The sequence below is a fragment of the Streptomyces hygroscopicus subsp. hygroscopicus genome, from assembly GCF_001553455.1.
Taxonomy (GTDB): Bacteria; Actinomycetota; Actinomycetes; order Streptomycetales; family Streptomycetaceae; genus Streptomyces; species Streptomyces hygroscopicus.
Genome location: NZ_BBOX01000138.1, coordinates 43,893 through 66,050, shown reverse-complemented (window position 1 = coordinate 66,050; position 22,158 = coordinate 43,893). Strand labels below are relative to the sequence as shown.

General features: G+C 70.7%; 28 protein-coding genes. 3 read left to right on the top strand and 25 right to left on the bottom strand.

Annotated elements, in window-relative coordinates:
- Positions 1-18 precede the first annotated feature (18 nt).
- The 3 genes from glmM to rplM all read right to left on the bottom strand — a co-directional run bounded on the left by glmM (position 19) and on the right by rplM (position 2,506).
- Entirely contained in the window at positions 19-1,377 is a 1,359-nt protein-coding gene (glmM, locus tag AXW62_RS16535) for a phosphoglucosamine mutase (RefSeq protein WP_060945207.1), read from the bottom strand.
- 140 nt (positions 1,378-1,517) lie between these two features.
- Positions 1,518-2,021 carry a 30S ribosomal protein S9 gene (rpsI, locus tag AXW62_RS16530; RefSeq protein ID WP_030835183.1) on the bottom strand — a complete coding sequence of 168 codons (504 nt, stop codon included), beginning with the start codon at positions 2,019-2,021 and terminating at the stop codon, positions 1,518-1,520.
- Between the two features lie 41 nt (positions 2,022-2,062).
- Positions 2,063-2,506 (bottom strand): 50S ribosomal protein L13, encoded by a 444-nt coding sequence (gene rplM, locus AXW62_RS16525; protein ID WP_060945206.1) that lies wholly within the window; start codon positions 2,504-2,506, stop codon positions 2,063-2,065.
- 411 nt (positions 2,507-2,917) lie between these two features.
- Here rplM and AXW62_RS16520 point away from each other — a divergent pair, with 411 nt between their 5' ends.
- The gene (locus AXW62_RS16520) at positions 2,918-3,772 is read left to right on the top strand and encodes a hypothetical protein (RefSeq protein WP_079115653.1); all 855 of its coding nucleotides are present in this window, start codon (positions 2,918-2,920) and stop codon (positions 3,770-3,772) included.
- Here AXW62_RS16520 and AXW62_RS42890 read toward each other — a convergent pair.
- The gene (locus AXW62_RS42890) at positions 3,703-4,122 is read right to left on the bottom strand and encodes a hypothetical protein (RefSeq protein ID WP_060945205.1); all 420 of its coding nucleotides are present in this window, start codon (positions 4,120-4,122) and stop codon (positions 3,703-3,705) included. The two genes, AXW62_RS16520 and AXW62_RS42890, sit on opposite strands and share 70 nt — an antisense overlap.
- A gap of 463 nt (positions 4,123-4,585) precedes the next feature.
- Here AXW62_RS42890 and AXW62_RS16510 point away from each other — a divergent pair, with 463 nt between their 5' ends.
- Together AXW62_RS16510 and AXW62_RS16505 are read left to right on the top strand one after the other, a co-directional pair.
- A complete protein-coding gene (locus AXW62_RS16510) occupies positions 4,586-6,688 on the top strand; it encodes a glycosyltransferase family 4 protein (RefSeq protein ID WP_060945204.1) in 2,103 nt (700 codons plus the stop codon).
- A 99-nt stretch (positions 6,689-6,787) separates the two neighbouring features.
- Positions 6,788-7,315, top strand: coding sequence for a hypothetical protein (locus tag AXW62_RS16505; protein ID WP_060945203.1), 528 nt, complete (start codon positions 6,788-6,790; stop codon positions 7,313-7,315).
- Positions 7,316-7,452: 137 nt separating this feature from the next.
- Here AXW62_RS16505 and AXW62_RS16500 read toward each other — a convergent pair whose 3' ends face one another.
- The 21 genes from AXW62_RS16500 to rplF form a co-directional block, all read right to left on the bottom strand.
- A complete protein-coding gene (locus AXW62_RS16500) occupies positions 7,453-8,724 on the bottom strand; it encodes a PP2C family protein-serine/threonine phosphatase (protein ID WP_060945202.1) in 1,272 nt (423 codons plus the stop codon).
- Positions 8,721-9,740, bottom strand: a complete 1,020-nt coding sequence (locus AXW62_RS16495) for a SpoIIE family protein phosphatase (RefSeq protein ID WP_060945201.1) — start codon at positions 9,738-9,740, stop codon at positions 8,721-8,723. The genes AXW62_RS16500 and AXW62_RS16495 overlap by 4 nt, the downstream gene beginning before the upstream one ends.
- A complete protein-coding gene (locus AXW62_RS16490) occupies positions 9,737-10,171 on the bottom strand; it encodes an ATP-binding protein (protein WP_037646981.1) in 435 nt (144 codons plus the stop codon). Before AXW62_RS16490 ends, AXW62_RS16495 begins: the two co-directional genes overlap by 4 nt.
- 28 nt (positions 10,172-10,199) lie before the next feature.
- Positions 10,200-10,610 (bottom strand): STAS domain-containing protein, encoded by a 411-nt coding sequence (locus AXW62_RS16485; RefSeq protein WP_030835158.1) that lies wholly within the window; start codon positions 10,608-10,610, stop codon positions 10,200-10,202.
- Complete coding sequence (locus tag AXW62_RS16480) at positions 10,607-11,485, bottom strand: STAS domain-containing protein (protein WP_060945200.1); 879 nt, start codon at positions 11,483-11,485, stop codon at positions 10,607-10,609. The genes AXW62_RS16485 and AXW62_RS16480 overlap by 4 nt, the downstream gene beginning before the upstream one ends.
- Positions 11,486-11,658: 173 nt before the next feature.
- A complete protein-coding gene (gene truA, locus AXW62_RS16475; protein WP_060945211.1) occupies positions 11,659-12,525 on the bottom strand; it encodes a tRNA pseudouridine(38-40) synthase TruA in 867 nt (288 codons plus the stop codon).
- Positions 12,526-12,604: 79 nt separating this feature from the next.
- Positions 12,605-13,147 carry a 50S ribosomal protein L17 gene (rplQ, locus tag AXW62_RS16470; RefSeq protein ID WP_030835150.1) on the bottom strand — a complete coding sequence of 181 codons (543 nt, stop codon included), beginning with the start codon at positions 13,145-13,147 and terminating at the stop codon, positions 12,605-12,607.
- A gap of 112 nt (positions 13,148-13,259) precedes the next feature.
- Positions 13,260-14,282, bottom strand: a complete 1,023-nt coding sequence (locus AXW62_RS16465) for a DNA-directed RNA polymerase subunit alpha (protein WP_009715858.1) — start codon at positions 14,280-14,282, stop codon at positions 13,260-13,262.
- A 130-nt stretch (positions 14,283-14,412) separates the two neighbouring features.
- On the bottom strand, positions 14,413-15,039 hold the full coding sequence (rpsD, locus tag AXW62_RS16460; RefSeq protein ID WP_060945199.1) for a 30S ribosomal protein S4: 627 nt from the start codon (positions 15,037-15,039) through the stop codon (positions 14,413-14,415).
- A gap of 28 nt (positions 15,040-15,067) precedes the next feature.
- A complete protein-coding gene (gene rpsK / locus AXW62_RS16455) occupies positions 15,068-15,472 on the bottom strand; it encodes a 30S ribosomal protein S11 (RefSeq protein WP_009715860.1) in 405 nt (134 codons plus the stop codon).
- A gap of 66 nt (positions 15,473-15,538) precedes the next feature.
- Positions 15,539-15,919 carry a 30S ribosomal protein S13 gene (rpsM, locus tag AXW62_RS16450; RefSeq protein ID WP_060945198.1) on the bottom strand — a complete coding sequence of 127 codons (381 nt, stop codon included), beginning with the start codon at positions 15,917-15,919 and terminating at the stop codon, positions 15,539-15,541.
- A gap of 197 nt (positions 15,920-16,116) precedes the next feature.
- On the bottom strand, positions 16,117-16,230 hold the full coding sequence (gene rpmJ / locus AXW62_RS16445) for a 50S ribosomal protein L36 (RefSeq protein ID WP_003956441.1): 114 nt from the start codon (positions 16,228-16,230) through the stop codon (positions 16,117-16,119).
- A 28-nt stretch (positions 16,231-16,258) separates the two neighbouring features.
- Positions 16,259-16,480 (bottom strand): translation initiation factor IF-1, encoded by a 222-nt coding sequence (gene infA, locus AXW62_RS16440; RefSeq protein ID WP_003956442.1) that lies wholly within the window; start codon positions 16,478-16,480, stop codon positions 16,259-16,261.
- A gap of 216 nt (positions 16,481-16,696) precedes the next feature.
- Positions 16,697-17,533, bottom strand: a complete 837-nt coding sequence (map, locus tag AXW62_RS16435) for a type I methionyl aminopeptidase (protein WP_060945197.1) — start codon at positions 17,531-17,533, stop codon at positions 16,697-16,699.
- Positions 17,534-17,758: 225 nt separating this feature from the next.
- Entirely contained in the window at positions 17,759-18,415 is a 657-nt protein-coding gene (locus AXW62_RS16430) for an adenylate kinase (protein WP_060945196.1), read from the bottom strand.
- On the bottom strand, positions 18,415-19,728 hold the full coding sequence (secY, locus tag AXW62_RS16425; RefSeq protein ID WP_060945195.1) for a preprotein translocase subunit SecY: 1,314 nt from the start codon (positions 19,726-19,728) through the stop codon (positions 18,415-18,417). Before secY ends, AXW62_RS16430 begins: the two co-directional genes overlap by 1 nt.
- A 204-nt stretch (positions 19,729-19,932) precedes the next feature.
- Positions 19,933-20,388 (bottom strand): 50S ribosomal protein L15, encoded by a 456-nt coding sequence (gene rplO, locus AXW62_RS16420; protein ID WP_030835133.1) that lies wholly within the window; start codon positions 20,386-20,388, stop codon positions 19,933-19,935.
- Position 20,389: 1 nt separating this feature from the next.
- Positions 20,390-20,572, bottom strand: coding sequence for a 50S ribosomal protein L30 (gene rpmD, locus AXW62_RS16415; RefSeq protein ID WP_030835130.1), 183 nt, complete (start codon positions 20,570-20,572; stop codon positions 20,390-20,392).
- 2 nt (positions 20,573-20,574) lie between these two features.
- A complete protein-coding gene (gene rpsE / locus AXW62_RS16410; protein WP_030835127.1) occupies positions 20,575-21,180 on the bottom strand; it encodes a 30S ribosomal protein S5 in 606 nt (201 codons plus the stop codon).
- Positions 21,181-21,223: 43 nt separating this feature from the next.
- Positions 21,224-21,607, bottom strand: a complete 384-nt coding sequence (rplR, locus tag AXW62_RS16405) for a 50S ribosomal protein L18 (protein ID WP_030835124.1) — start codon at positions 21,605-21,607, stop codon at positions 21,224-21,226.
- A 3-nt stretch (positions 21,608-21,610) separates the two neighbouring features.
- Positions 21,611-22,150 (bottom strand): 50S ribosomal protein L6, encoded by a 540-nt coding sequence (gene rplF / locus AXW62_RS16400; RefSeq protein ID WP_030835121.1) that lies wholly within the window; start codon positions 22,148-22,150, stop codon positions 21,611-21,613.
- Between the last annotated feature and the right edge of the window lie 8 nt (positions 22,151-22,158).

The following is a 22,158-nucleotide window of genomic DNA, read 5'->3' as shown; positions in this document are numbered from 1 at the left end:
ACCGCCGGAAGCCTCGCTCTAGCCCAGGGCCGACTTCACGGCGTCCGCCAGCCGCCCGGCGACCGAGCGGGCCTGGTCGATGTCGGCCGCCTCGACCATGACCCGTACCAGCGGCTCGGTGCCCGACGGGCGGAGCAGCACCCGGCCGGTCTCGCCCAGCTCGCGCTCCGCCTCGGCGACGGCCGCGGCCAGGTCGGCGCTGGAGGAGACCCGGGACTTGTCCACGTCGGGGACGTTGATCAGCACCTGCGGAAGACGCTCCATGACGCCCGCGAGATCGGCCAGGGAGCGGCCGGTCGCGGCGACGCGGGCCGCCAGCAGCAGACCGGTGAGCGTGCCGTCACCGGTGGTGGCGTGGTCCAGGACGATGACGTGCCCGGACTGCTCGCCGCCCAGCGCGTAGCCGCGGGTCTTCATCTCCTCCAGCACATAGCGGTCCCCGACCGCCGTCTGGACCAGTTCGACGCCCTCCCGCCGCATGGCGAGCTTGAAGCCGAGGTTGGACATCACGGTGCCGACCACGGTGTTCTTGCGCAGCTCGCCCGCCTCGCGCATGGCCAGCGCCAGGACGGCGAGGATCTGGTCGCCGTCGACCTCCCGGCCCGCCGCGTCCACCGCGAGGCAGCGGTCGGCGTCCCCGTCGTGGGCGATGCCGAGGTGTGCCCGGTGCTCCACGACGGCGGCCTGGAGCCGGGCGAGGTGGGTGGAGCCGTAGCCGTCGTTGATGTTGAGCCCGTCCGGGTCGGTGCCGATCGTCACGACCTCGGCCCCGGCTCGCGCGAACGCCTCCGGGGAGACCCGGGCGGCGGCGCCGTGCGCCCCGTCGATGACGACCTTGAGCCCGTCGAGCCGGTTGGGGAGGACGCCGACCAGATGGGCCACATAGGCGTCGAAGCCCTCGTCGTAGGCCCGGACCCGGCCCACCCCGGCGCCGGTCGGCCGGTCCCACGGCTCACCGGAGGCATGGGCGCGGTAGGTGGTCTCGATACGGTCCTCCAGCTCGTCGGCGAGCTTGTGGCCGCCGCGGGCGAAGAATTTGATGCCGTTGTCGGGCATCGGGTTGTGGCTCGCGGAGAGCATCACCCCGAGGTCCGCGTCCAGCGCCCCGGTCAGATACGCGACGGCCGGCGTGGGCAGCACGCCGACCCGCAGGACGTCCACCCCGGCGCTGGCCAGCCCCGCCACCACGGCCGCCTCCAGGAACTCCCCGGACGCTCGCGGGTCCCGCCCGACCACCGCCACCGGTCGATGGCCTTCGAAGGTCCCCGCCTCAGCGAGCACATGCGCCGCGGCTACCGACAGGCCGAGCGCCATCTCAGCCGTCAGATCGGCGTTCGCGACGCCGCGCACACCATCCGTACCGAAGAGTCGTCCCACTGGTGTCCTCCGAAGTTACGAGCTGGGGGGCTGGAGCTTGCCTGTAGGTATACGCCCCCCGGTGGCGATAGCCGAACGCCCCGGAGGCACAGGTGGTGCCGCCGGGGCGTTCGGGTGAAGCAGCGGTGCCGCGTTGGACGTCAGCGCTTGCTGTACTGCGGCGCCTTGCGGGCCTTCTTCAGACCGGCCTTCTTACGCTCGGTGGCGCGGTCGTCACGGGTCAGGAAGCCGGCCTTCTTGAGGGGGCCGCGGTTGTTGTCCACGTCCGCCTCGTTCAGCGCGCGGGCGATGCCCAGACGCAGCGCTCCGGCCTGGCCGGAGACGCCGCCGCCCGAGATGCGGGCGATCACGTCGTAGCGGTCGTCCAGCTCGAGCACCTTGAAGGGCTCGTTGACTTCCTGCTGGTGGACCTTGTTGGGGAAGTACTCCTCAAGGGTACGCCCGTTGATCTTCCACTGCCCGCTGCCCGGCACGATGCGGACGCGCGCCACGGCGTTCTTGCGACGTCCGGTGCCGGCGGCCGGCTGCGGGTCGCCGAAGCGGGAGGCGAGCGACTCGGAGGTGTACTCCGACTCGATCGTCTCGACGCTCTCGGTGGTGTACTCCTCGACATCGAGGGGGGTCTCGGCGGTGGTCTCGGCCACGATGCTCCTCAGATTCTCTTCGTCGTAAGGGGTGGCCGGGACTACTGCGCGACCTGAGTGATCTCGAACGGGACGGGCTGCTGAGCGGCGTGCGGGTGCTGGTCGCCCGAGTACACCTTCAGCTTCGAGAGCATCTGACGGCCCAGGGTGTTCTTGGGGAGCATGCCCTTGATGGCCTTCTCGACGGCCTTCTCCGGGTTCTTCTCCAGCAGCTCGTCGTAGCGGATGGAGCGCAGACCACCCGGGTAGCCGGAGTGGCGGTACGCCATCTTCTGGGTCCGCTTGTTGCCGGAGAGGTGCACCTTGTCGGCGTTGATGATGATGACGAAGTCACCAGCGTCGACATGCGGTGCGTACACCGGCTTGTGCTTGCCCCGCAAAAGGGTGGCGGCCTGGGAGGCCAGACGGCCCAGAACCACGTCGGTGGCGTCGATGACGTGCCACTGACGCTGGACGTCGCCGGGCTTGGGGCTGTACGTACGCACGGTCGTAGCCTTCGCTTCTTCAGTGAGTGGGTCTCCCCGGATCCGCGAGGACCGGAGGGACGGGTCCGGACAAGGCCACCCGGACGATCACGACAGCCTTGGCCGCACATCGGTGACGCATCCGCGTGCCTGCCGCTGGTCATCGGCCCGGTGGACCGGCGTAACGGCCTCTCACGTGAGAACGAGCAAGCCAATACGCATAACGAACTGGCAGAATACCGGCCCGCCCCTACGCGGGTCAAAACGCCCCCGCGCCTGGTCCGCTGGTCCGCGCACCCGCCCCCGCCGCCGTGGAGCCGCCTCGCGCCCGCCCCCCACCGCCGTACGCCCGCCTCGCGCCCGGTGCGCGCGCCGCAGAGCGCCCTCGCCGACGGGTCCCCCGCGTCACCCGGCCGGTTTAAGATGCGCGCCATGAGCTTTGGGCAAGGGGGGCCTTACGGGCCCGGGGGATCTCAACCGCCTCAGCAGTCGACGCCGGACTGGGCGGCGCTCGCCGACCAGTCCGCCGCCCGCGACCGCCGCCGCAAGCTGTTCCTCATCGGTGGCGGGGTGCTGGCGACCGCCGCCGTCGCCGCAATCGTCGCCACCGCCGTGGCCAGCAGCGGCCACAAGGGCAAGGGCGGCGGGGACGCGGCCGGCGGCCTGCCCTCCCCCCAGGACCTGCCCAGCGAGTCGGCCACGGCCGAGCCCTCCTTCTCCGACGTCGCCCCGCCGGCGCCGCCGAAGCCGCTGGACATCATCTCCAGCGCCCGGCGGGACAAGGCGCCGCTGAGCCCGGCCACCCTCTTCCCGGAGAAGAGCGCCGCGAAGGACAACCGCTCGTACGCCAAGGCGTCCACCGCCGCCACGACCAGCTGCGCCACCGCCACCCAGGGGCAGCTCGGCTCGGTCCTGGTGAACAACGGCTGCCGTGAGCTGCTGCGGGCCACCTTCTCCCGGGACGGCGTCGCGGTGACGGTCGGTGTCGCCGTCTTCGACGGCAAGGCGGCCGCCGAGCGGGCCAAGGACCAGTACAAGCCCAATGTCGCCTCGCTCGCGGGCGGGGGCGTGCCGGTCTTCTGCCGCCGCACCGCCTGCCAGACCTCGGCGAACGCCATCGGGCGGTACGCCTACTTCACGATCTCCGGCTACACGTCGGGGAAGGCGGTCACCGCGTCGGACACCGTGACCCTCCAGGCGGGCCGTGACGTGGCCGACTACACCTTCAACCGCATCCTGGCCCGCGGAAACGCCCAGGCGTCGGCGGAGGCGGCCGCCACCGACTGACCGACCGGCGGGCCGCCACCGACTGACCGGCCGGCGGACGGCCGCACCGGGCGGATCCGCTGCGGGGCGGTGGCCCGCGCGGCCACCTGGGCGTTCACCAGCCCTTCCGGGATCCCGGACATCGCGGGCCGGAGATGTCCGCCCCGGAGAACCCGGAGAACACCGACGGCCGCGGCCCCGACCGCACCGCCGCGCAGCTGATGACGGCCGCCTCCCCGCCCGCGCCGTGCAATGCCGAAGGCCATCGCCTCGTCCCCGGCCTCCGGGGCGCCGAGCGCCGCCGCCTCCTCGACGTCCGCCTTCCCGCCCTCCCCGTCGTCGGCCGGGAAGCCGTCACGGCAAACGGTCACGGCAGGCGGTCACGGCAGGCGGTCACGGCCTCGCGCAGGTCCTTCAGCGTGCGCCCGGCGCCGCCCGGACCGTAGTGCCGCAGCCGGTCATCAGCCCCAGCGCCGTCACCACGGCGACGGCCGCGCCCACGGTCCGCTTCGCACCGGACTCGTTCATCGGTCCGTCCACCCCCGATCAATATCGATCCCGTACAGCTACCGCACGGACACCCCGCCGACTCCCAGAACCCCGGGAAGGTTGTGTTCCATTACGCGAATGTGGTTGATGCCATATCACCACGCGCATAAGCAACCTTCGCGGCTCCAGCCTGTCTTACCGACCGATCGGTCCTTACTGGCTCCACACCGGCATCACACCGGCCCCATACCGGCCCAATGCAGCCTGGTTCGGAACCAGAAACACAGCGCGGCCTCGGAGGGGAGGGCACGCGCGGCAGCTCAGGCCCGCTGCGCGTACATCACCGTGAAGATTTCTTTCCTGCTCCACAACGCCTATGGCATCGGTGGCACGATCCGGTCGACCTTCAACGTGGCCGGGGCGCTCGCCGCCCGCCACACCGTGGAGATCGTCTCCCTGATCCGCACCATCGACACCCCCAACCTCCCCCTCCACCCCGCCGTGCGGCTCAGGCCCCTGATCGACCTGCGCCCGCACGAGGGCACCGCCGACGCCACCCGCGCCCGGGGCGGCGACCTCGGCCATCCGCTGCTGACCCGGCCCAGCGCCCATGTCCCCGCCGCCGAGGCCAGGGGCACCACCAACTTCAACGCCCTCACCGACGAACGCGTCGCCGACCACCTCCGGCACACCGACGCCGATGTCGTCATCGCCACCCGCCCCGGGCTGGTCGTCTACCTCGCCGCGCTCGGCCGGGCCGACCGCTATCTGCTGATCGGCCAGGAGCACCGCCTCCACGGAACCCACCGCGCCGAGATCCGCGCCGCCTGCGACGCCGCCATACCCCACCTCGACGCGTACACCTCCGTCTCCGAGGCCGACGCGGCCACCCACCGGGCCCACCTGCCCGGCGTCACCACCCGGCTGACCGCCCTGCCCAACGCGGTGCCCGCCACCGGGATCGAGCCCTCCGACGGCCGCACCAAACTCGTCGTGGCCGCGGGCCGGCTCATCCCCGTCAAGCGGTACGACCTGCTGGTGGCCGCCTGGGCGACGGTCGCCGCCAAACACCCCGACTGGCACCTGCGCATCTACGGCCGCGGCCCCCAGCTCCCGGCGCTGCGCCGCCAGATCGACGAGCTCGGACTGGCCGACGCCATCACCCTCATGGGCGCCTACTCCCCCATCGAGACCGAGTGGGCCAAGGGCTCGATCGCCGCCGTCACCTCCCGCGAGGAGTCCTTCGGTATGACGATCGTCGAGGCGATGCACTGCGGGGTGCCCGTGGTCGCCACCGACTGCCCGCACGGGCCCGGCGAGATCATCACCGATGGGCGGGACGGCCTGCTGGTGCCGGTCGGCGACGCCGACGGCATCGCCAAGGGGCTGCTGACCCTGATCGAGGACGAGGAACTGCGCCGGTCGATGGGCGAGGCGGCCCGCGGCGCGGCGCGGCGGTACGCACCGGAGCGGGTGGCGGCCGCGTACGAGCGGCTCATCGAGGAACTCCGCACCGCCCGCGGCACCGCCGCCCCGGCCCACCGGCGCCGGGTGGTGCCGGCGATGCGGGGCCGGGCGGCCGGGACACCGCTGACGTCCACCCTCAAGGGCGCGGTCAAACAGCTGGTCCGCAAGCCGCTGCGGCCCGTGGCGTCCTGCCGGGTCACCGCCGGGGGCGATCTGTCGGTGCTGGTGGAACCCTCCGAGGTGCAGGGCGGCGAGCTGGAGCTGACCGTCACCCGCCGGAAGAGCGACGAGGCCCCCTTCCGCGTTCCGCTGCTGCCCCCGGCCGGCGCCGATCCGTCCGCGCCCTGGACGGGCACCCTGGACCGCACGGCGCTCGACCTCGCCGAGGGCCGCTGGGATCTGCATGTGGTCCGCCCCGCCGACGGCGCCCGCCGCCGGGTGGTGTGCCGCTACGCCGAGGGGCGCGGGCTGCTCGGCCTGGAGCCGCTGCCCGGCTCCCCGTTCACCTGGTGGATCCCCTACCGCACCGTCGACGGCTATCTCGCGCTGCGCACCTGGCGGCGTCCGGCCCACGCCGATGCCCGGGTGATCCGCCCCGACGCGGAGGGGATCGTCGTCGAGGGCACCCTGCACGGGGCGCGCTTCGGGCCCGGCGCCGCCCCGGTCGCGGTGGCCACCCCGTCCCGGGGCCCGGCCGGCACCTTCCTCACCGGGGTCACGGCGCTGGACGGCGGCCGGTTCCGCTTCACCGTCCCGTACCAGCGGATCCAGGAGGCCCGTACGGACGACGAGGGCACCGCGGGCTGGACCCTGACGCTCCATAAGTCGGCCGCGACCGACAGCCCGATCCGGATCGGCCGCGTGGTCGGCGACATCGTGGACCGCGACAAAACCGATCTGTTCCCGGTCACCCACGGTGTCCGCCCTCACCTCACCCGCACCGGTGACCTCATCATCACCTCCTCCACCACGGGGAATTGAGGGCCTTGGTCGATCCGTGCGGTGTTTGCCGCGGAGTTCACCGGTAACACTCGGTGATATCAGCCTCGAGCGAGGGAAATCTCTGCGGAAGGCACCACGATGTCAACAGTCACGCTCATCATCCTGCTGGCGGCCCTGGCCGCCATGGCGGGCCTTGTGATCGCCCCCTCCGTGCGGCAGGGCCGCCGCGGCGATCTGCCGGTCCGGAGCCTGCCTCCCGAAGCCAGGGAGCAGTACGCGGCACGGTGGGCGGGCCTGCAGGAGCGGTTCGTGGACTCCCCCGGATGGGCGCTGCGCGAAGCCGACCGGCTGCTGGGCGCGTTGGCCGTCGACCGCGGCTATCCGGCCGAGTCCGACGAGAAACGGATGGACGCGCTGTCCGTCCGTCATCCCGACGAGACCGACGGCTACCGCCGGCTGCACGCCATGGCGGCGCGGGTCGACCAGGGCGGGACCGACACCGAGCGGATGCGGGAGGCGCTGGTCGCGGCGCGGCCGCTGTTCGAGCAGCTGGTCCGGGCGCAGCCGCATGACCAGCGCCCGCTCCCGCGCCTGGTCCCGCCGCGGCGGGAGGGTCAGCAGGGCCGTATCCCGCGGCAGCGCCTCGGCCCGGCCGCCGATCACTGATCAGACCGCTGCCCCGGGCCACTGACCGGGTCCCTGACCCCGCTCGGTGGTCCGGGCTCCGATGGGACCGGTGGTCCCGGCCCGGACCATCGGCCGGGGCCATCGGGACCGCCGCCGTCCCCGGGCACCGGCCCGCCTCACTGGCCGGTGAACCGCACCGCCAGCGCGAGGGTGTCATCCGGATGCAGGATCACCGTGTGCATGTCCTCCGCGATGGCGCCGGGGACCTCCTCCGTCGGGCTCTGCAGATGTTTGTGCGCGGCCTCGATCAGGCGCTTCTCCCCCTCGATCGGGTCCCGGCGGCTCTCGGTGAGACCGTCGGTGTAGAGCAGGAGGAGGTCCCCGGGGGCCAGCCGCTCGGTCAGCGGCGTCTCGCTCCCGGGCAGCGGGAAGCCGATACCCCGCCCCCGGGCCTCCAGATACCGGGCCGTCCCGTCCCGGCGCAGCAGCAGCGCGGGCGGATGGCTCCCATTGGCCAGCCACAGCTCACCGGTGGCCGGATCGATCCGGGCGAGCAGCACGGTGGCCATCACGGACCGGTCGAAGGGGCGCAGGATCTCGTCGGTGCGGCCCACGATCGACTGGAGACGGTGCCCCTCCAGGGCCAGGGTGCGCACCGCGTGGGTGACGTTGAGCGCGCTGCGCGTACTGGTCACCCCATGGCCCAGCGCGTCCACGATGGTGATGTGGACGGTGCCGTCGGGCAGCACGAACCAGTCGTAGAGGTCCCCGCCGGTGGGCGCGTCGGTGCCGGCCGGCTCGTAGTGCACGGCGAGTTCGAGCCCGTCGGCCTTGATGGGCGGCGGGCGCAGCGCGTCCTCCAGCTCCCGCAGGGTCTGGCCGTACGCGGTGCGCAACTGCTCGTCCCGCTCGTCCAGTTGGACGTAGAGCGCGAGCACTCCGCTGTTGGTCTCGGCGAGTTCGTCCTTCAGACGGCGGTGCTCGGCGGTGAGCGCGTCGGCGGCGGCCACCACGGCCCGCAGCTCCTCCGCGGCGAGGGCGGCCTCGTCGAAGTCCTGCCCGGCGTCCTGCCCCGCGTCCTGCCCGGCGTTCTCCCCGGCGTCCGCCCCGGGCGCGGCGGAGCCGGGGGGCGGTGGGGACGCCGGGAGGCGCCACACCACCTCCTCCCCGGTCACCGCGTCGGCGGCCATCGGAAGGTCCGCCGCGGCCACCGGGCCCGTCACGCCGGGCGGCGTCCGCAGCACCACCGTGAGCACACCCTCATCCGGGTCGTACGTCCACTCCAGGGCGGTTTCCCGCCCGGCGCGCAGCGCCGCCCCGGCGGCCTCGGCGGCGGACAGCACGAGGCGTCCCCGGACCGCCGGGTCCAGGGCGTGCTCCCGGGCCAGCGCCCGGACGGCCCGGGTGAGCCCGGCCGTCGTGGCGCAGGTGAGGGTCCTGGTCGTCATGGAAGCCTTAAGGGTGACCTGGCCGCGAGAACCGTGGCGTCGTCGCGGACGCGGCGATGGCCATGGGCGAGTGCGGCGGACAGCAGGGGCGGCGGCAGACGGAGCACGAAGGGGGGCGGGTCGAGCGCCCAGCGTGCGTCGACACCGTCGCTGTGCAGCACCGCCGTGGCCCCCTGGGGCAGCGGAAAGCCGTGCACGCGCGGGGTGGGCATGCCCCAGCCGACGACCCCGGGCTGCCCGGTCAGCCGGTGCGACACGCCCCCGGGGCTCAGGGCCAGGGCGCGGATGTTGCCGATACCGCAGTAGTCGGCGCGGTCCGGGTGCAGCCGCAGCAGCCCCACGGCGGCCCCGCGGGTGTGCCGCAGCGCCCGGTTCATCCGGGCGAGCACCTCCGGCAGCGGCCGGTCCGGTTCGGCGTGGAAGGTCCGCAGGGCCGCCTGGGCCGCCTCGGCGGCGAGCCGGCCGTGGCCGAGGCCGTCGAGGACGACCGCGGTACGGCCGGAGTCCGTGTCGACGATCGCGCGGGCGTCACCGCACTCCTCCTCCCCCTCGGCGGGCAGGCACACCGAGCCCACCCCCTGCCACTCGGGCCGCCGCTCACCCGGCGGGGCGAGCCGGGCGCACACCCAGGTGCCCGGCTCGGGGCCGTCGGCGCTGCGGAGGGTGAAGTGGGTCGCCATCCTGCTGACGGCGCCGAGCCCCACCCCCAGCGTTCCGGTGGTGGTGTAGCCGTCGGCCAGACAGCGCTCGGGGTCCTGCATCCCGGGGCCGCGGTCGGCGGCGAGGATCTCCACCCCGTGGCCCAGCGGCAGCGGCTGGACGTACAGCGTGCCGTCGCTGGCGTGCTTGTTCAGATTGGTCGCCAGCTCGGAGGCGATCACCGCCGCCTGGTCGGGCAGCGCACCGGGCAGTTCGCAGCCCCGGGCCACCTCGCGCGCCGTCTCGGCGGCCAGGTGCACGGCGCTGTGGTGGTCGACGCGCACCTGGGCGGTGGGCGCCGTGAACGGGTGGCTCACCGCACCGTCCAGCGCGTGGCGACCACCACGGTGCCCTCGCCGCGGCCGGTGCGCACCGTGAACTCGTCCATCAGCCGCCGGGCGCCGCCCAGACCGTGGCCCAGGCCCGTGCCGGTGGTGAAGCCGTCGGTCAGCGCCGCGTCGAGGTCCGCGATGCCCGGGCCGTCGTCCTTGACGATCAGCCGCAGCCCCCGCCGTCCGGAGGGCTCGTGCGGATACTCCAGGGTGACCGTGCCACCGCCGCCGTGGACGTACGCGTTCCGGGCCAGCTCGCTGGCGGCCGTGACCACGCGGGTCTGGTCCACCAGGCCGAAGCCCACCTCGACGGTGGCCGCGCGCACCGCGTGGCGGACCGTCAGCAGGTCCTCCTCCGTGCGCACCGGATACGTGGCCGGCGCGGGCGGGCGCCGGCTCTGTGCCCGCGCGGACACCTTGGTGCCGCGGGAAGCGAGAATGGATTCACCTGGCAGTGCCACGTCGGGCCCCTTCCGGAGGCTGCGGGGCCTGCCGCCACCCCAGCGCGGCCAAGCCCTGCTCCGGATTGAGTGCGGTCTCCACACCGACCAGTTCGATCCCCAGCTCGACCAGGGTGATCGCCACTGGCGGTCGCATCCCGGCCACGATCACCCGGGCCCCGAGCAGCCGGGCGACCGTGGTCAGTTCCATCAGCGTCCGGGCCACGAAGGAGTCGATGATCTCCAGCCGGGAGATGTCGATGAGCACACCGCGGGCGCCCTCGGCCGAGATCCGCTCGGTCAGCTCCTCGGTGAAGGCGACGGCGGTCCGGTCGTCGAGCTCATTGAGCAGGCCGGTGACCAGGACATCGCCCAGTCGCAGAATCGGAACTCCGGGCTGGGGCTGACCGGTCACCGGCCGTCTCCTTCGTCACCGTCGGGGCCGGGCCCGTCGATCAGTTTGATCGCGGCGGCCAGCGCGTCCGCCAGGGTCGCGCGGGTCAAAATGGTGGACAGATCGATGCCGAGCTGGGCGATGGTCTGGGCGATCGAGGGCCGGACCCCGCTGATGACACAGTCCGCGCCCATCAGCCGGACCGCGTTGACGGTCTGCATCAGGTGCTGGGCGACGGCGGTGTCCACCGTCGGCACACCCGTGATGTCGACGATCGCGACCAGCGCCTCATGGTCCTGGATGGCCTGGAGGAGGTTCTCCATGACCACCTGGGTCCGGGCCGTGTCCAGGGTGCCGATCAGCGGAACGGCCAGCACTTGGCGCCACAGCCGCACCACCGGCGTCGACAGCTCCATCAGCTGCTGGCTCTGCCGGCGGATGATCTCCTCCCGGCCCTCCACATACGTCTCGAAGGACAGCGCCCCGGCCACGTCGAGCAGCCGGTTCATGAAGACCGCCGAGGCGAACAGCTCCTCGGCGTCACGGGTGTCCCGCTGCACCGCCCGCAACAGGGCCTCCTTGAGCGCGAGCACCGCGAGCGAGGTGGCCGTCGGCGTGGCCCCGGCCCGCGCCCGCCGCAAGGACAGCCCGACCACGGCCTCGTACAGGACCGGAGTGGAGGTCACCACCCGGTCCACCGGCACGCCGCTCTGCAGCCCCGGGACCAGCGCCTTGATCAACGCGTCGGCCTCCTCGCGGAGCTCGGCCTCGCCGATGTCGGTGTCGAGCAGGGCCTGCTCCATCTGCAGCTCGACCCAGCGATCGGCGATCTCCTCGTCACGCTCCTGGAGCGCCCTGGTCAGGCGCTCCCGTACAGCGGCCTCGCTGGTAGTCACGCGGATCCCTTTCGCGGTCGGCGACCGTTGTCGGCTGCCAAATTTTATCGATCTTCCGAGGGCCCCGGAAGCCGCATCATGCCGTACCGCGCGGCGCCTTGACAGCCGCCCCGGTCCAGCCGACACGATGCGCGGGGCGAGTACCCACTGCTCCCGCGCCGACACCTGCCGGTTCAGCAGCAGCCGGAACCGAGCGCCGTCGCGCCCGTCAGGGAGCGCTTGTTGCGGGACTCCCGGTTGCGGGCCGCGAGTTGGTCATCGGCCGGATAGCCGACCTCTTCGAGGGTCAGGCCGTGGGGGCGGACGACGTGGACGGCCGAGTCGCGCACGCCTGCGGCGAGCACCTGGGCCGGCCACTCCGGGGGCCGGTGCCCGTCGCCGACGAAGAGCAGGGCGCCCACCAGCGAGCGCACCATGTTGTGGCAGAAGGCGTCCGCCCGCACCGTCGCCGTGACGATGCCGTCCGCTCCGCGCGTCCAGTCCAGCCGCTGGAGGGTGCGGATGGTGGTGGCGCCGTCACGCCGCTTGCAGTACGCGGCGAAGTCGTGCTCGCCCAGGAGCCGCTCGGAGGCCGCGTTCATGGCGTCCACGTCCAGCGGCCAGTCGTGCCACAGCACATGGCCGCGCAGCAGCGGATCGACCCCGCCGGGGTGGTCGGTGACCCGGTAGGCGTAGCGCCGCCAGATCGCGGAGAAGCGGGCGTTGAACCCGGGCGGAGCCTCGGTGACCCGCCAGACCCGTATGTCGTGGGGCAGCCGGCCGGCCAGCCGGCGCGGCAGCCTGTCCCGGTGCTCGGCCCACAGGGTCTCGGGCAGATCCACGTGCGCGACCTGGCCGCGGGCGTGCACCCCCGCGTCGGTGCGGCCCGCGACGGTCAGTTCATAGGTCTCGGAGGAGCGCGTCACCGTCCGCAGCGCGCTCTCCAACTCGCCCTGCACGGTGCGCCGTTCGCGCTGCTTGGCCCAGCCCGAGAAGTCCGCGCCGTCGTAGGCGAGGTCCAGCCGGACCCGTACGAAGCCGGGCGCCGCCTCGTCAGTCACCAATGGTTCCTCTCCATGCGGGACGGGCCCGCCCCCCGGTGTCGCGGGGGCGGGCCCGTCCGTACGGCCTGCGAAACGCTCAGGCGTCCTTGCTCTCCTCGGCCGGAGCCTCGGTGGCCTCGGCCTCGGCGGCCGGAGCCTCGGTGGCCGGGGCCTCGGCGGCCTCGTCCTTCTTCAGGTTCGCGGCGGCCTGGTCACCGGCGGCGTCCTTGGCGGAGCGCTTGGTGGCGGCCTCGGCCTCGCCCACGGCCTCCTGCTGCACGGTCAGCGCCTCGACCAGCTCGATGACCGCCATCGGGGCGTTGTCGCCACGGCGGTTACCGATCTTGGTGATGCGGGTGTAGCCACCCGGCCGGTTCTCGTAGCGCGGCGCGATCTCGGTGAAGAGGGTGTGCACGACGCTCTTGTCGCGGATGGTCTGGAGCACCAGACGGCGGTTGTGAAGGTCGCCCTTCTTCGCCTTGGTGACCAGCTTCTCCGCGACCGGGCGCAGGCGGCGGGCCTTCGCCTCGGTGGTGGTGATCCGGCCGTGCTCGAACAGCGCGGTGGCGAGGTTCGCCAGCAGGAGCCGCTCGTGCGCAGCGCTGCCGCCCAGGCGGGCGCCCTTGGTGGGCCTCGGCATGTGTCTCTCCTAGATGTCTGCACCGGCCGTATCAGGTACCGGTGTCAGTGAACGGAATCCAGCCCGTCCGGCGGCTGAGGACGCGACCTCAGCCACAGCGGACCAGCGGGTTCTAGTACTGCTCGGTCTCCACGAAACCGGCGTCCGCGTCGTCGTCGGCGCCGAAGGCGTCCGCCGCGGCGGTCGGGTCGAATCCGGGCGGGCTGTCCTTGAGCGCCAGGCCCATACCGGCCAGCTTCGCCTTGACCTCGTCGATCGACTTGGCGCCGAAGTTCCGGATGTCGAGCAGGTCCGCCTCGGACCGGGCCACCAGCTCACCCACGGAGTGGATGCCCTCGCGCTTGAGGCAGTTGTACGAACGGACGGTGAGCTCGAGCTCCTCGATCGGCAGCGCCAGGTCGGCGGCGAGCGCGGCGTCCGTCGGGGACGGACCCATGTCGATGCCCTCGGCGTCCACGTTCAGCTCGCGGGCCAGGCCGAACAGCTCGACCAGGGTCTTGCCGGCCGACGCCATGGCGTCCCGCGGCCGCATGGCCTGCTTGGTCTCGACGTCGACGATCAGCTTGTCGAAGTCGGTGCGCTGCTCGACACGGGTCGCCTCGACCTTGTAGGTGACCTTGAGCACCGGCGAGTAGATGGAGTCGACCGGGATACGGCCGATCTCCTGGCCGACCTGCTTGTTCTGCACGGCGGAGACATAGCCGCGACCGCGCTCGACGGTCAGCTCCATCTCCAGCTTGCCCTTGCCGTTCAGCGTGGCCAGGACCAGGTCGGGGTTGTGCACCTCGACACCGGCCGGCGGCGCGATGTCGGCGGCGGTGACCAGACCCGGGCCCTGCTTGCGCAGGTACATCACGACCGGCTCGTCGTGCTCGCTCGAGACGACCAGCTGCTTGATGTTGAGGATCAGGTCGGTGACGTCCTCCTTGACGCCCGGCACGGTGGTGAACTCGTGCAGGACCCCGTCGATCCGGATGCTGGTGACGGCCGCACCGGGGATCGAGGAGAGGAGCGTACGACGCAGGGAGTTTCCGAGGGTGTAGCCGAAGCCCGGCTCCAGCGGCTCGATCACGAACCGGGAGCGGAACTCGTCGACGACCTCTTCGGTCAGCGAGGGACGCTGAGCGATCAGCATGGGTTTTGCCTCCAGTCTTCGGCGCCCGCTATTTGACGCCGAACCCTTCTATGGTACGGGCGGTACGCGCCACACGGCGTCGTACCGCCCGCCCCTCACACCCGCCGGCCAGGCCGGCGGGCGCCGGCTGCTACTTCGAGTAGAGCTCGACGATCAGCTGCTCCTGCACCTGGGTGTCGATCACCTGGCGCTCGGGCAGCGCGTGCACGAGGATCCGCAGCTGCGACGGAATGGCCTCCAGCCACGCCGGCACGGTGCGCTCGCCCGCCTCGGCCTGAGCCACCTGGAAGGGGGTCAGGGTCCGGGACTTCGGACGGACCTCGATGATGTCGTTCACGGTGACGCGGGCCGACGGGATGTCGGTCTTGCGGCCGTTCACATTGATGTGGCCGTGGCGGACCAGCTGACGGGCGTGGTCGCGGGACTTGGCGAAGCCGGCCCGGTAGATCACGTTGTCGAGTCGGGTCTCGAGGATGCGAAGCAGGTTCTCGCCGGTCTTGCCGGTCTTCCGGTTCGCCTCCGCGTAGTAACCACGGAACTGCTTCTCAAGGACACCGTAGATGCGGGTCGCCTTCTGCTTCTCACGGAGCTGCAGCAGGTACTCGCTGTCCTTGGTGCGCCCGCGACCGTGCTCACCCGGGGGGTAAGGACGGATCTCGATCGGGCACTTCGCGCTCTCGCACTTGCTCCCCTTGAGGAAGAGCTTCTGCTTCTCCCGACGGCAACGCTTGCAGTCGGCCCCGGTGTAACGCGCCATTGTTTCTGTTGTCTCCTACTTCAGCCGGTCAGACGCGCCGACGCTTGGGCGGGCGGCATCCATTGTGCGGAGTCGGAGTGACGTCCTGGATCGAGCCCACCTCCAGGCCGGTGGCCTGGAGCGAGCGGATCGCGGTCTCGCGGCCGGAGCCCGGACCCTTGACGAACACGTCGACCTTGCGCATGCCGTGCTCCTGCGCGCGGCGGGCGGCCGACTCGGCGGCCATCTGCGCGGCGAACGGAGTGGACTTGCGCGAGCCCTTGAAGCCGACGTGGCCGGCCGAGGCCCAGGAGATCACGTTCCCGGTCGGGTCCGTGATCGAGACGATGGTGTTGTTGAACGTGCTCTTGATGTGAGCGTGCCCGTGGGCGACGTTCTTCTTTTCCTTGCGGCGCACCTTCTTGGCGCCGGCCGTCCTGCTCTTCGGAGGCATTCTGGAATTCTCCCGTGGAGGTGGTCGGTCCTACAGCTCGGACCGCTTGTCAGCGTCCGGTGTGGACTACTTCTTGCCCGGCTTCTTCTTGCCGGCGATGGCGCGACGCGGGCCCTTGCGGGTGCGGGCGTTGGTGCTGGTGCGCTGGCCGTGGACCGGAAGGCCGCGGCGGTGACGAAGACCCTGGTAGCAGCCGATCTCGACCTTGCGGCGGATGTCGGCCTGGATCTCACGACGGAGGTCACCCTCGGTCTTGATGTTGTTGTCCACGTACTCGCGGATCTTGACCAGGTCCTCTTCGGCCAGGTCGCGAACGCGGGTGTCCGGGTTCACACCGGTGTTGGCGAGCGTCTGCTGGGCAAGGGTGCGACCGATGCCGAAGACGTAGGTGAGGGCGACCTCGACGCGCTTGTCGCGCGGGAGGTCAACGCCTGCGAGGCGTGCCATGAATCTGGCTCCAGATGGTTGTCGGAGGTCTTCCGCAGCACCACTCCCGGCCGCCGTTCGACACGGCTGACGGGTCCCCGGCCTCCGACCGGGGGTGTCGTCCCCGCGGGGCGGGAACGGGTGACTGCGTATGTACGAAGCGTTGTGACGTCGCGCGAAGATGCTGCGAGTGATGCAGGTCTACCGGTCGGTGTACGTCAGCCCTGGCGCTGCTTGTGGCGCAGGTTGTCGCAGATGACCATGACCCGGCCGTGGCGGCGGATCACCTTGCACTTGTCGCAGATCTTCTTGACGCTCGGCTTGACCTTCATGGGTGTGAGGTTCTCCGGGTCGTGAGATCTACTTGTAGCGGTAGACGATCCGTCCGCGCGTGAGGTCGTACGGAGACAGCTCCACGACCACCCGGTCATCGGGCAGGATGCGGATGTAGTGCATACGCATCTTGCCACTGATGTGCGCGAGGACCTTGTGACCGTTCTGGAGCTCCACCTTGAACATCGCGTTCGGCAGAGACTCGATCACGGTGCCCTCGATTTCGATGGCGCCTTGCTTCTTGGCCATGTCCTGCTTTCGGGATCGGCTACCTTGATCGGCTCGCGGCATGCGGGAGGGCATGCGTGAGCCGACGTGTCAGTCTACGTCAGCGCTTCCCGAAACACGAATCCGAGGCATCATGCCCCGATTTTGAGATCTTTATGCCCTCGGGGGCGTCAGCCCAGCGGGTCGGGCGCGGCCTGGACGCTCTGCCGTCACACCTCGCGTTCGACCACGCGGGCGTCAGCCCAGCGGGTCGGGCGCGGCCTGCACGCCCAGCTCGGCCAGCTTGGCCCTGCCGCCGTCCACGGCGGTCAGCACCAGCGGGCCCTCCTCGGTCAGCGCGACCGAGTGCTCCCAGTGGCTGGACCAGGTCCCGTCGTCCGTCTTGACCGTCCACTCGTCGGCCAGGACGTGCGTCTTCGCGGTGCCCAGGCTCACCATGGGCTCGATCGCGATGCAGAAGCCGGGGACCAGCCGGGGGCCCTTGCCGCGCTTCTTGGAGACGTAGTTCAGCAGATGCGGGTCCATGTGCATCTGGCTGCCGATGCCATGGCCGCCGTAGTCCTCGATGATCCCGTACTTGCCGTAGGCCGGGCGGGGCTGGCGGCGGATGTAGCCCTCGATCGCCTTGGAGATGTCGACCAGTCGGTTGCCCTTGCGGACCGCGGCGATCCCGGCCCACATCGACTCCTCGGTGACCCGGCTCAGCTCGTGCAGCTCCGGGGCGTGACCGGTGCCCACGAAGACGGTGAAGGCGGCGTCGCCGTGCCAGCCGTCCACGATCGCGCCCGCGTCGATGGAGATGATGTCGCCGTCCCGAAGGACGGTCTCCCGGTCCGGGATGCCGTGCACCACGACATCGTTGACCGAGGTGCAGATGGTGGCGGGGAAGCCACCGTAGCCGAGGAAATTCGACTTGGCGCCGTGGTCGGCGATCACCTTGCGGGCGACGTCGTCCAGGTCCTTGGTGCTGGCGCCGGGCACGGCCGCCGCCCGGGTCGCCTCGTGGATGGCCGCGACGACCAGGCCCGCCTCGCGCATCTTGGCGATCTGCTCGGCAGTCTTGATCTCCACCATAGGGGCCTTCCGCGTTCAGTCGTCATTCCTGCTATCGCTCAACAGTACGGCCGCGAGACCCCAAAGGCCCGCGGCCGTACCCGACAGCAACCATCAGTTGAGCACCCCCGCGGCGGGCGACACCTCCGCGGGAGCGGCGGCGGCTCAGCCGCGCAAGGGGGCCGCGGTGCCCCGTACGGGGCACCGCGGCCGGTGTCAGGCGCGGCCCCTAGGCCGCCTTCGCCCCTAGGCCGCCTTCGCCCCCAGGGCGTCCATCGCCCGCTGGGTGACCTCGGCCACCTTGCCGAGCGCCGAGATCGTCACGACCAGGCCCTTGGCCTTGTAGTAGTCGATGATCGGCTCGGTCTCCCGGTGGTAGACCTCAAGGCGCTTGCGGACCGTTTCCTCACTGTCGTCCTCGCGCTGGTACAGCTCGCCGCCACAGCTGTCGCAGACGCCCTCCGCCTTCGGCGGCTTGTACTCCACGTGGAAGGTGTGCGAGCTGTCGTTACGGCAGGTGCGGCGGCCCGCGATGCGCTTGATCACCTCGGACTCGGGGACCTCGAGGTCCAGCACCGCGTCCAGCGACTGGGCGCGGTCCGTCAGATAGCTGTCCAGCGCCTCGGCCTGGAACTGGTTCCGCGGGAACCCGTCCAGCAGGAAGCCCCGCTGCGCGTCCGGCTGATTCAGGCGGTCCTCCGCCATGGCGACGGTGACCTCGTCCGGTACCAGCTGCCCGGCCCTCATGTACTCCTGCGCCTGCTTGCCGAGGGAGGTGCCCTGGCTGATGTTCGCGCGGAACAGGTCGCCGGTGGAGATATGCGGGATCGACAGCTTCTCGGCAAGGTACGCGGCCTGCGTACCCTTGCCGGCTCCCGGAGGCCCGACGAGGACGATTCGCATCAGCGGAGGAACCCTTCGTAGTGTCGCTGCTGAAGCTGGCTCTCGATCTGCTTCACAGTCTCCAGGCCGACACCCACGATGATGAGGATGCTCGTGCCGCCGAACGGGAAGTTCTGATTGGCGTTGAGCGTCACCAGCGCCACCGTGGGCACCAGGGCGATCAAGCCCAGATAGAGCGCACCGGGCCACGTGATGCGGTTCAGCACGTAGCTCAGATACTCCGCGGTGGGACGACCAGCCCGGATACCCGGGATGAACCCACCATACTTCTTCATGTTGTCGGCAACTTCTTCGGGGTTGAAGCTGATGGCGACATAGAAGAACGCGAAGAAGACGATCAGCAGGAAGTACGTGGCGATATAGATCGGATGATCGCCCTTGACGAAGTTCTGCGAGATCCAGGTCGCCCAGCCGGCCTTCGAGTTGGAGAACTGGACGATCAGTGCCGGGATGTACAGCAGGGACGAGGCGAAGATCACGGGGATCACACCCGCCTGGTTCACCTTCATCGGGATGTAGGTGGAGGTACCGCCGTAGGAGCGACGGCCGATCATGCGTTTGGCGTACTGCACGGGGATCCGGCGCTGCGCCTGCTCGACGAAGACCACCAGGGCGACCATGGCCAGACCGCAGAGGATGACCAGGCTGAACTCGAGCCAGCCCCCCATGATCTTGCCCTGCTGCTTGATGCTCCACATCGCGCTGGGGAAACCGGCGGCGATCGAGACGAACATCAGGATCGACATGCCGTTGCCGATGCCGCGGTCGGTCACCAGCTCGCCCAGCCACATGATCAGCGCGGTGCCCGCGGTCATCGTGATGACCATCACGGCGGTGGTGAAGATCGAGTCATCGCGGACGATCTGGCCGCCGACCGGGCAGCTCTGGAAGAGCGAGCCGCTGCGGGCGGTGGCCACCAGCCCGGTGCCCTGGAGGATCGCGAGCGCGATGGTCAGATAACGGGTGTACTGCGTGATCTTCGCCTGCCCGGTCTGGCCCTCTTTCTTGAGGGCCTCGAGACGCGGGATCACCACGGTGAGCAGCTGCAGGATGATGCTCGCCGTGATGTACGGCATGATCCCGAGCGCGAAGATGGTGATCTGGAGCAGTGCGCCACCACTGAACATGTTGACCAGGCCGAACAGCCCCTGCTGGCCCTTGGCGAGGTCCATGCACGTCTGGACGTTCTTGTAGTCGATGCCCGGGATCGGGATGTGTTGCCCGAGCCGGAAGAGCACGATGATGCCCAGCGTGAACAGCAGCTTCTTGCGCAGGTCGGGCGTCTTGAACGCCCGGGCGAACGCGGTGAGCACATTGCCTCCTGCGCCCCCCGCGTGCTTGCGCGAGAGGTGACGGTCTTGAGGATCGACGAATACTTATCAGCCAGGTCCCGCACGGAGACGTACCGCGCGGAAGGTAACAACGCACGCCACCTTACCGGCGACCTGGCCCCCCTTGGAACGACCAACCGGGGATGCCCCATATCTGGGGCATCCCCGGTTGGGTGTGCACCGTGCTCAGCCGAGTTCGGTGACGGTGCCGCCGGCGGCGGTGATCTTCTCCTTGGCGGAGCCGGAGACGGCGTCGACCGTCACCTGGAGCGCCACGGAGACCTCACCGTTGCCCAGCACCTTGACGAGCTGGTTCTTCCGCACCGCACCCTTGGCGACCAGGTCGTCCTTGGTGACCTCGCCGCCCTCGGGGTAGAGCGCGGCCAGCTTGTCCAGGTTCACGACCTGGTACTCGGTACGGAAGGGGTTCTTGAAGCCCTTGAGCTTCGGGAGCCGCATGTGGAGGGGCATCTGCCCACCCTCGAAGCGCTCCGGAACCTGGTAGCGGGCCTTGGTGCCCTTGGTGCCACGACCAGCGGTCTTACCCTTGGACGCCTCACCACGACCGACACGGGTCTTGGCGGTCTTGGCGCCCGGGGCGGGCCGGAGGTTGTGGACCTTCAGCGGGTTGCTCTCCGCCATCTCAGTCGACCTCCTCGACCGTCACGAGGTGCCGCACGGCCTGGGCCATGCCGCGGAACTCGGGGCGGTCCTCCTTGACGACCACGTCGCCGAGCTTCTTGAGCCCGAGCGTCCGCAGCGTGTCGCGGTGGTTCTGCTTGCTGCCGATGTAGGACTTCGTCTGCGTGATCTTCAGGCGGGCCATGCTCACACACCCACCCCGGCACGCGCCCGCAGCAGAGCGGCGGGGGCGACGTCCTCGAGCGGCAGGCCACGGCGGGCGGCGATCTCCTCGGGGCGCTGCAGGCCCTGCAGAGCGGCCACCGTGGCGTGCACGATGTTGATCGGGTTCGACGAACCGAGCGACTTGCTCAGCACGTCGTGGATGCCCGCGCACTCCAGCACGGCGCGCACCGGGCCACCGGCGATCACACCGGTACCGGGGGACGCCGGCTTCAGCAGCACGACACCCGCGGCCTCCTCACCCTGGATCGGGTGCGGGATGGTGCCGGCGATCCGGGGGACCTTGAAGAAGTGCTTCTTGGCCTCCTCCACGCCCTTGGCGATCGCGGCCGGCACCTCCTTGGCCTTGCCGTAACCGACACCCACGGTGCCGTCACCGTCGCCCACCACGACCAGCGCGGTGAAGCTGAAGCGACGACCACCCTTCACAACCTTGGCGACGCGGTTGATCGCGACAACACGCTCGACGTAAGCGGTCTTCTCGGCGGCAGCGCCGCCGTCCCGCCGGTCCTTCCGGTCCCGCCGCTCGCCGCCACCGGCGCCGCCACCGCGGCGCTGGGGTCCAGCCATTGGATTTACCTCTCTCGTTTCCGCTTTGCGTTGGAACCGGGGCTCAGAACTTCAGCCCGGCCTCGCGGGCGGCGTCCGCCAGAGCGGCGATCCGCCCGGCGTACTGGTTGCCACCGCGGTCGAACACGACGGCCTCGATGCCCGCGGCCTTCGCCCGCTCGGCCACCAGGGCGCCGACCCGCTGCGCCTGGGCGCTCTTGTCGCCCTCGGCCGCACGGATGGAGCTGTCCAGCGTCGACGCCGAGGCCAGGGTGTGGCCCGCGATGTCGTCGATGACCTGCGCCACCATGTGACGGTTGGACCGCGTCACGACCAGGCGGGGACGGGCCGGCGTACCGGAGACCCGCTTGCGGACGCGGATGTGACGGCGCTTGACGGCGGCAGCCTTGCGGGCGTTGCCCTTGGCGATCTTCACACCGTATGCCATGGCTTACTTACCAGCCTTTCCGACCTTGCGGCGGATGACCTCGCCCGCGTACTTCACGCCCTTGGCCTTGTACGGGTCGGGCTTGCGCAGCTTGCGGATGTTCGCGGCGACCTCGCCGACCTTCTGCTTGTCGATGCCCTCGACGCTCAGCTTGGTCGGGGACTCCACCTTGAAGGTGATGCCCTCGGGGGCCTCGACCAGGATCGGGTGGCTGTAGCCCAGGGAGAACTCCAGGTTGGAGCCCTTCGCCTGGACGCGGTAGCCGACACCGCTGATCTCGAGCGCCTTGCTGTAGCCCTGGGTCACGCCGGTGATCATGTTCGCCACCAGCGTGCGGGACAGGCCGTGCAGGGCCTTGTTCTGACGCTCATCGTTGGGGCGGGAGACAACGAGCGTGTTGTCCTCACCCTTGGCGACCTCGATCGGCGCGGCGACGGTGTGCGAGAGAGAGCCCTTGGGACCCTTCACGGCGACCGTGCGGCCATCGATGGTGACGTCCACACCAGCGGGAACCTGGATGGGCAGCTTGCCAATGCGCGACATGTGCTTCC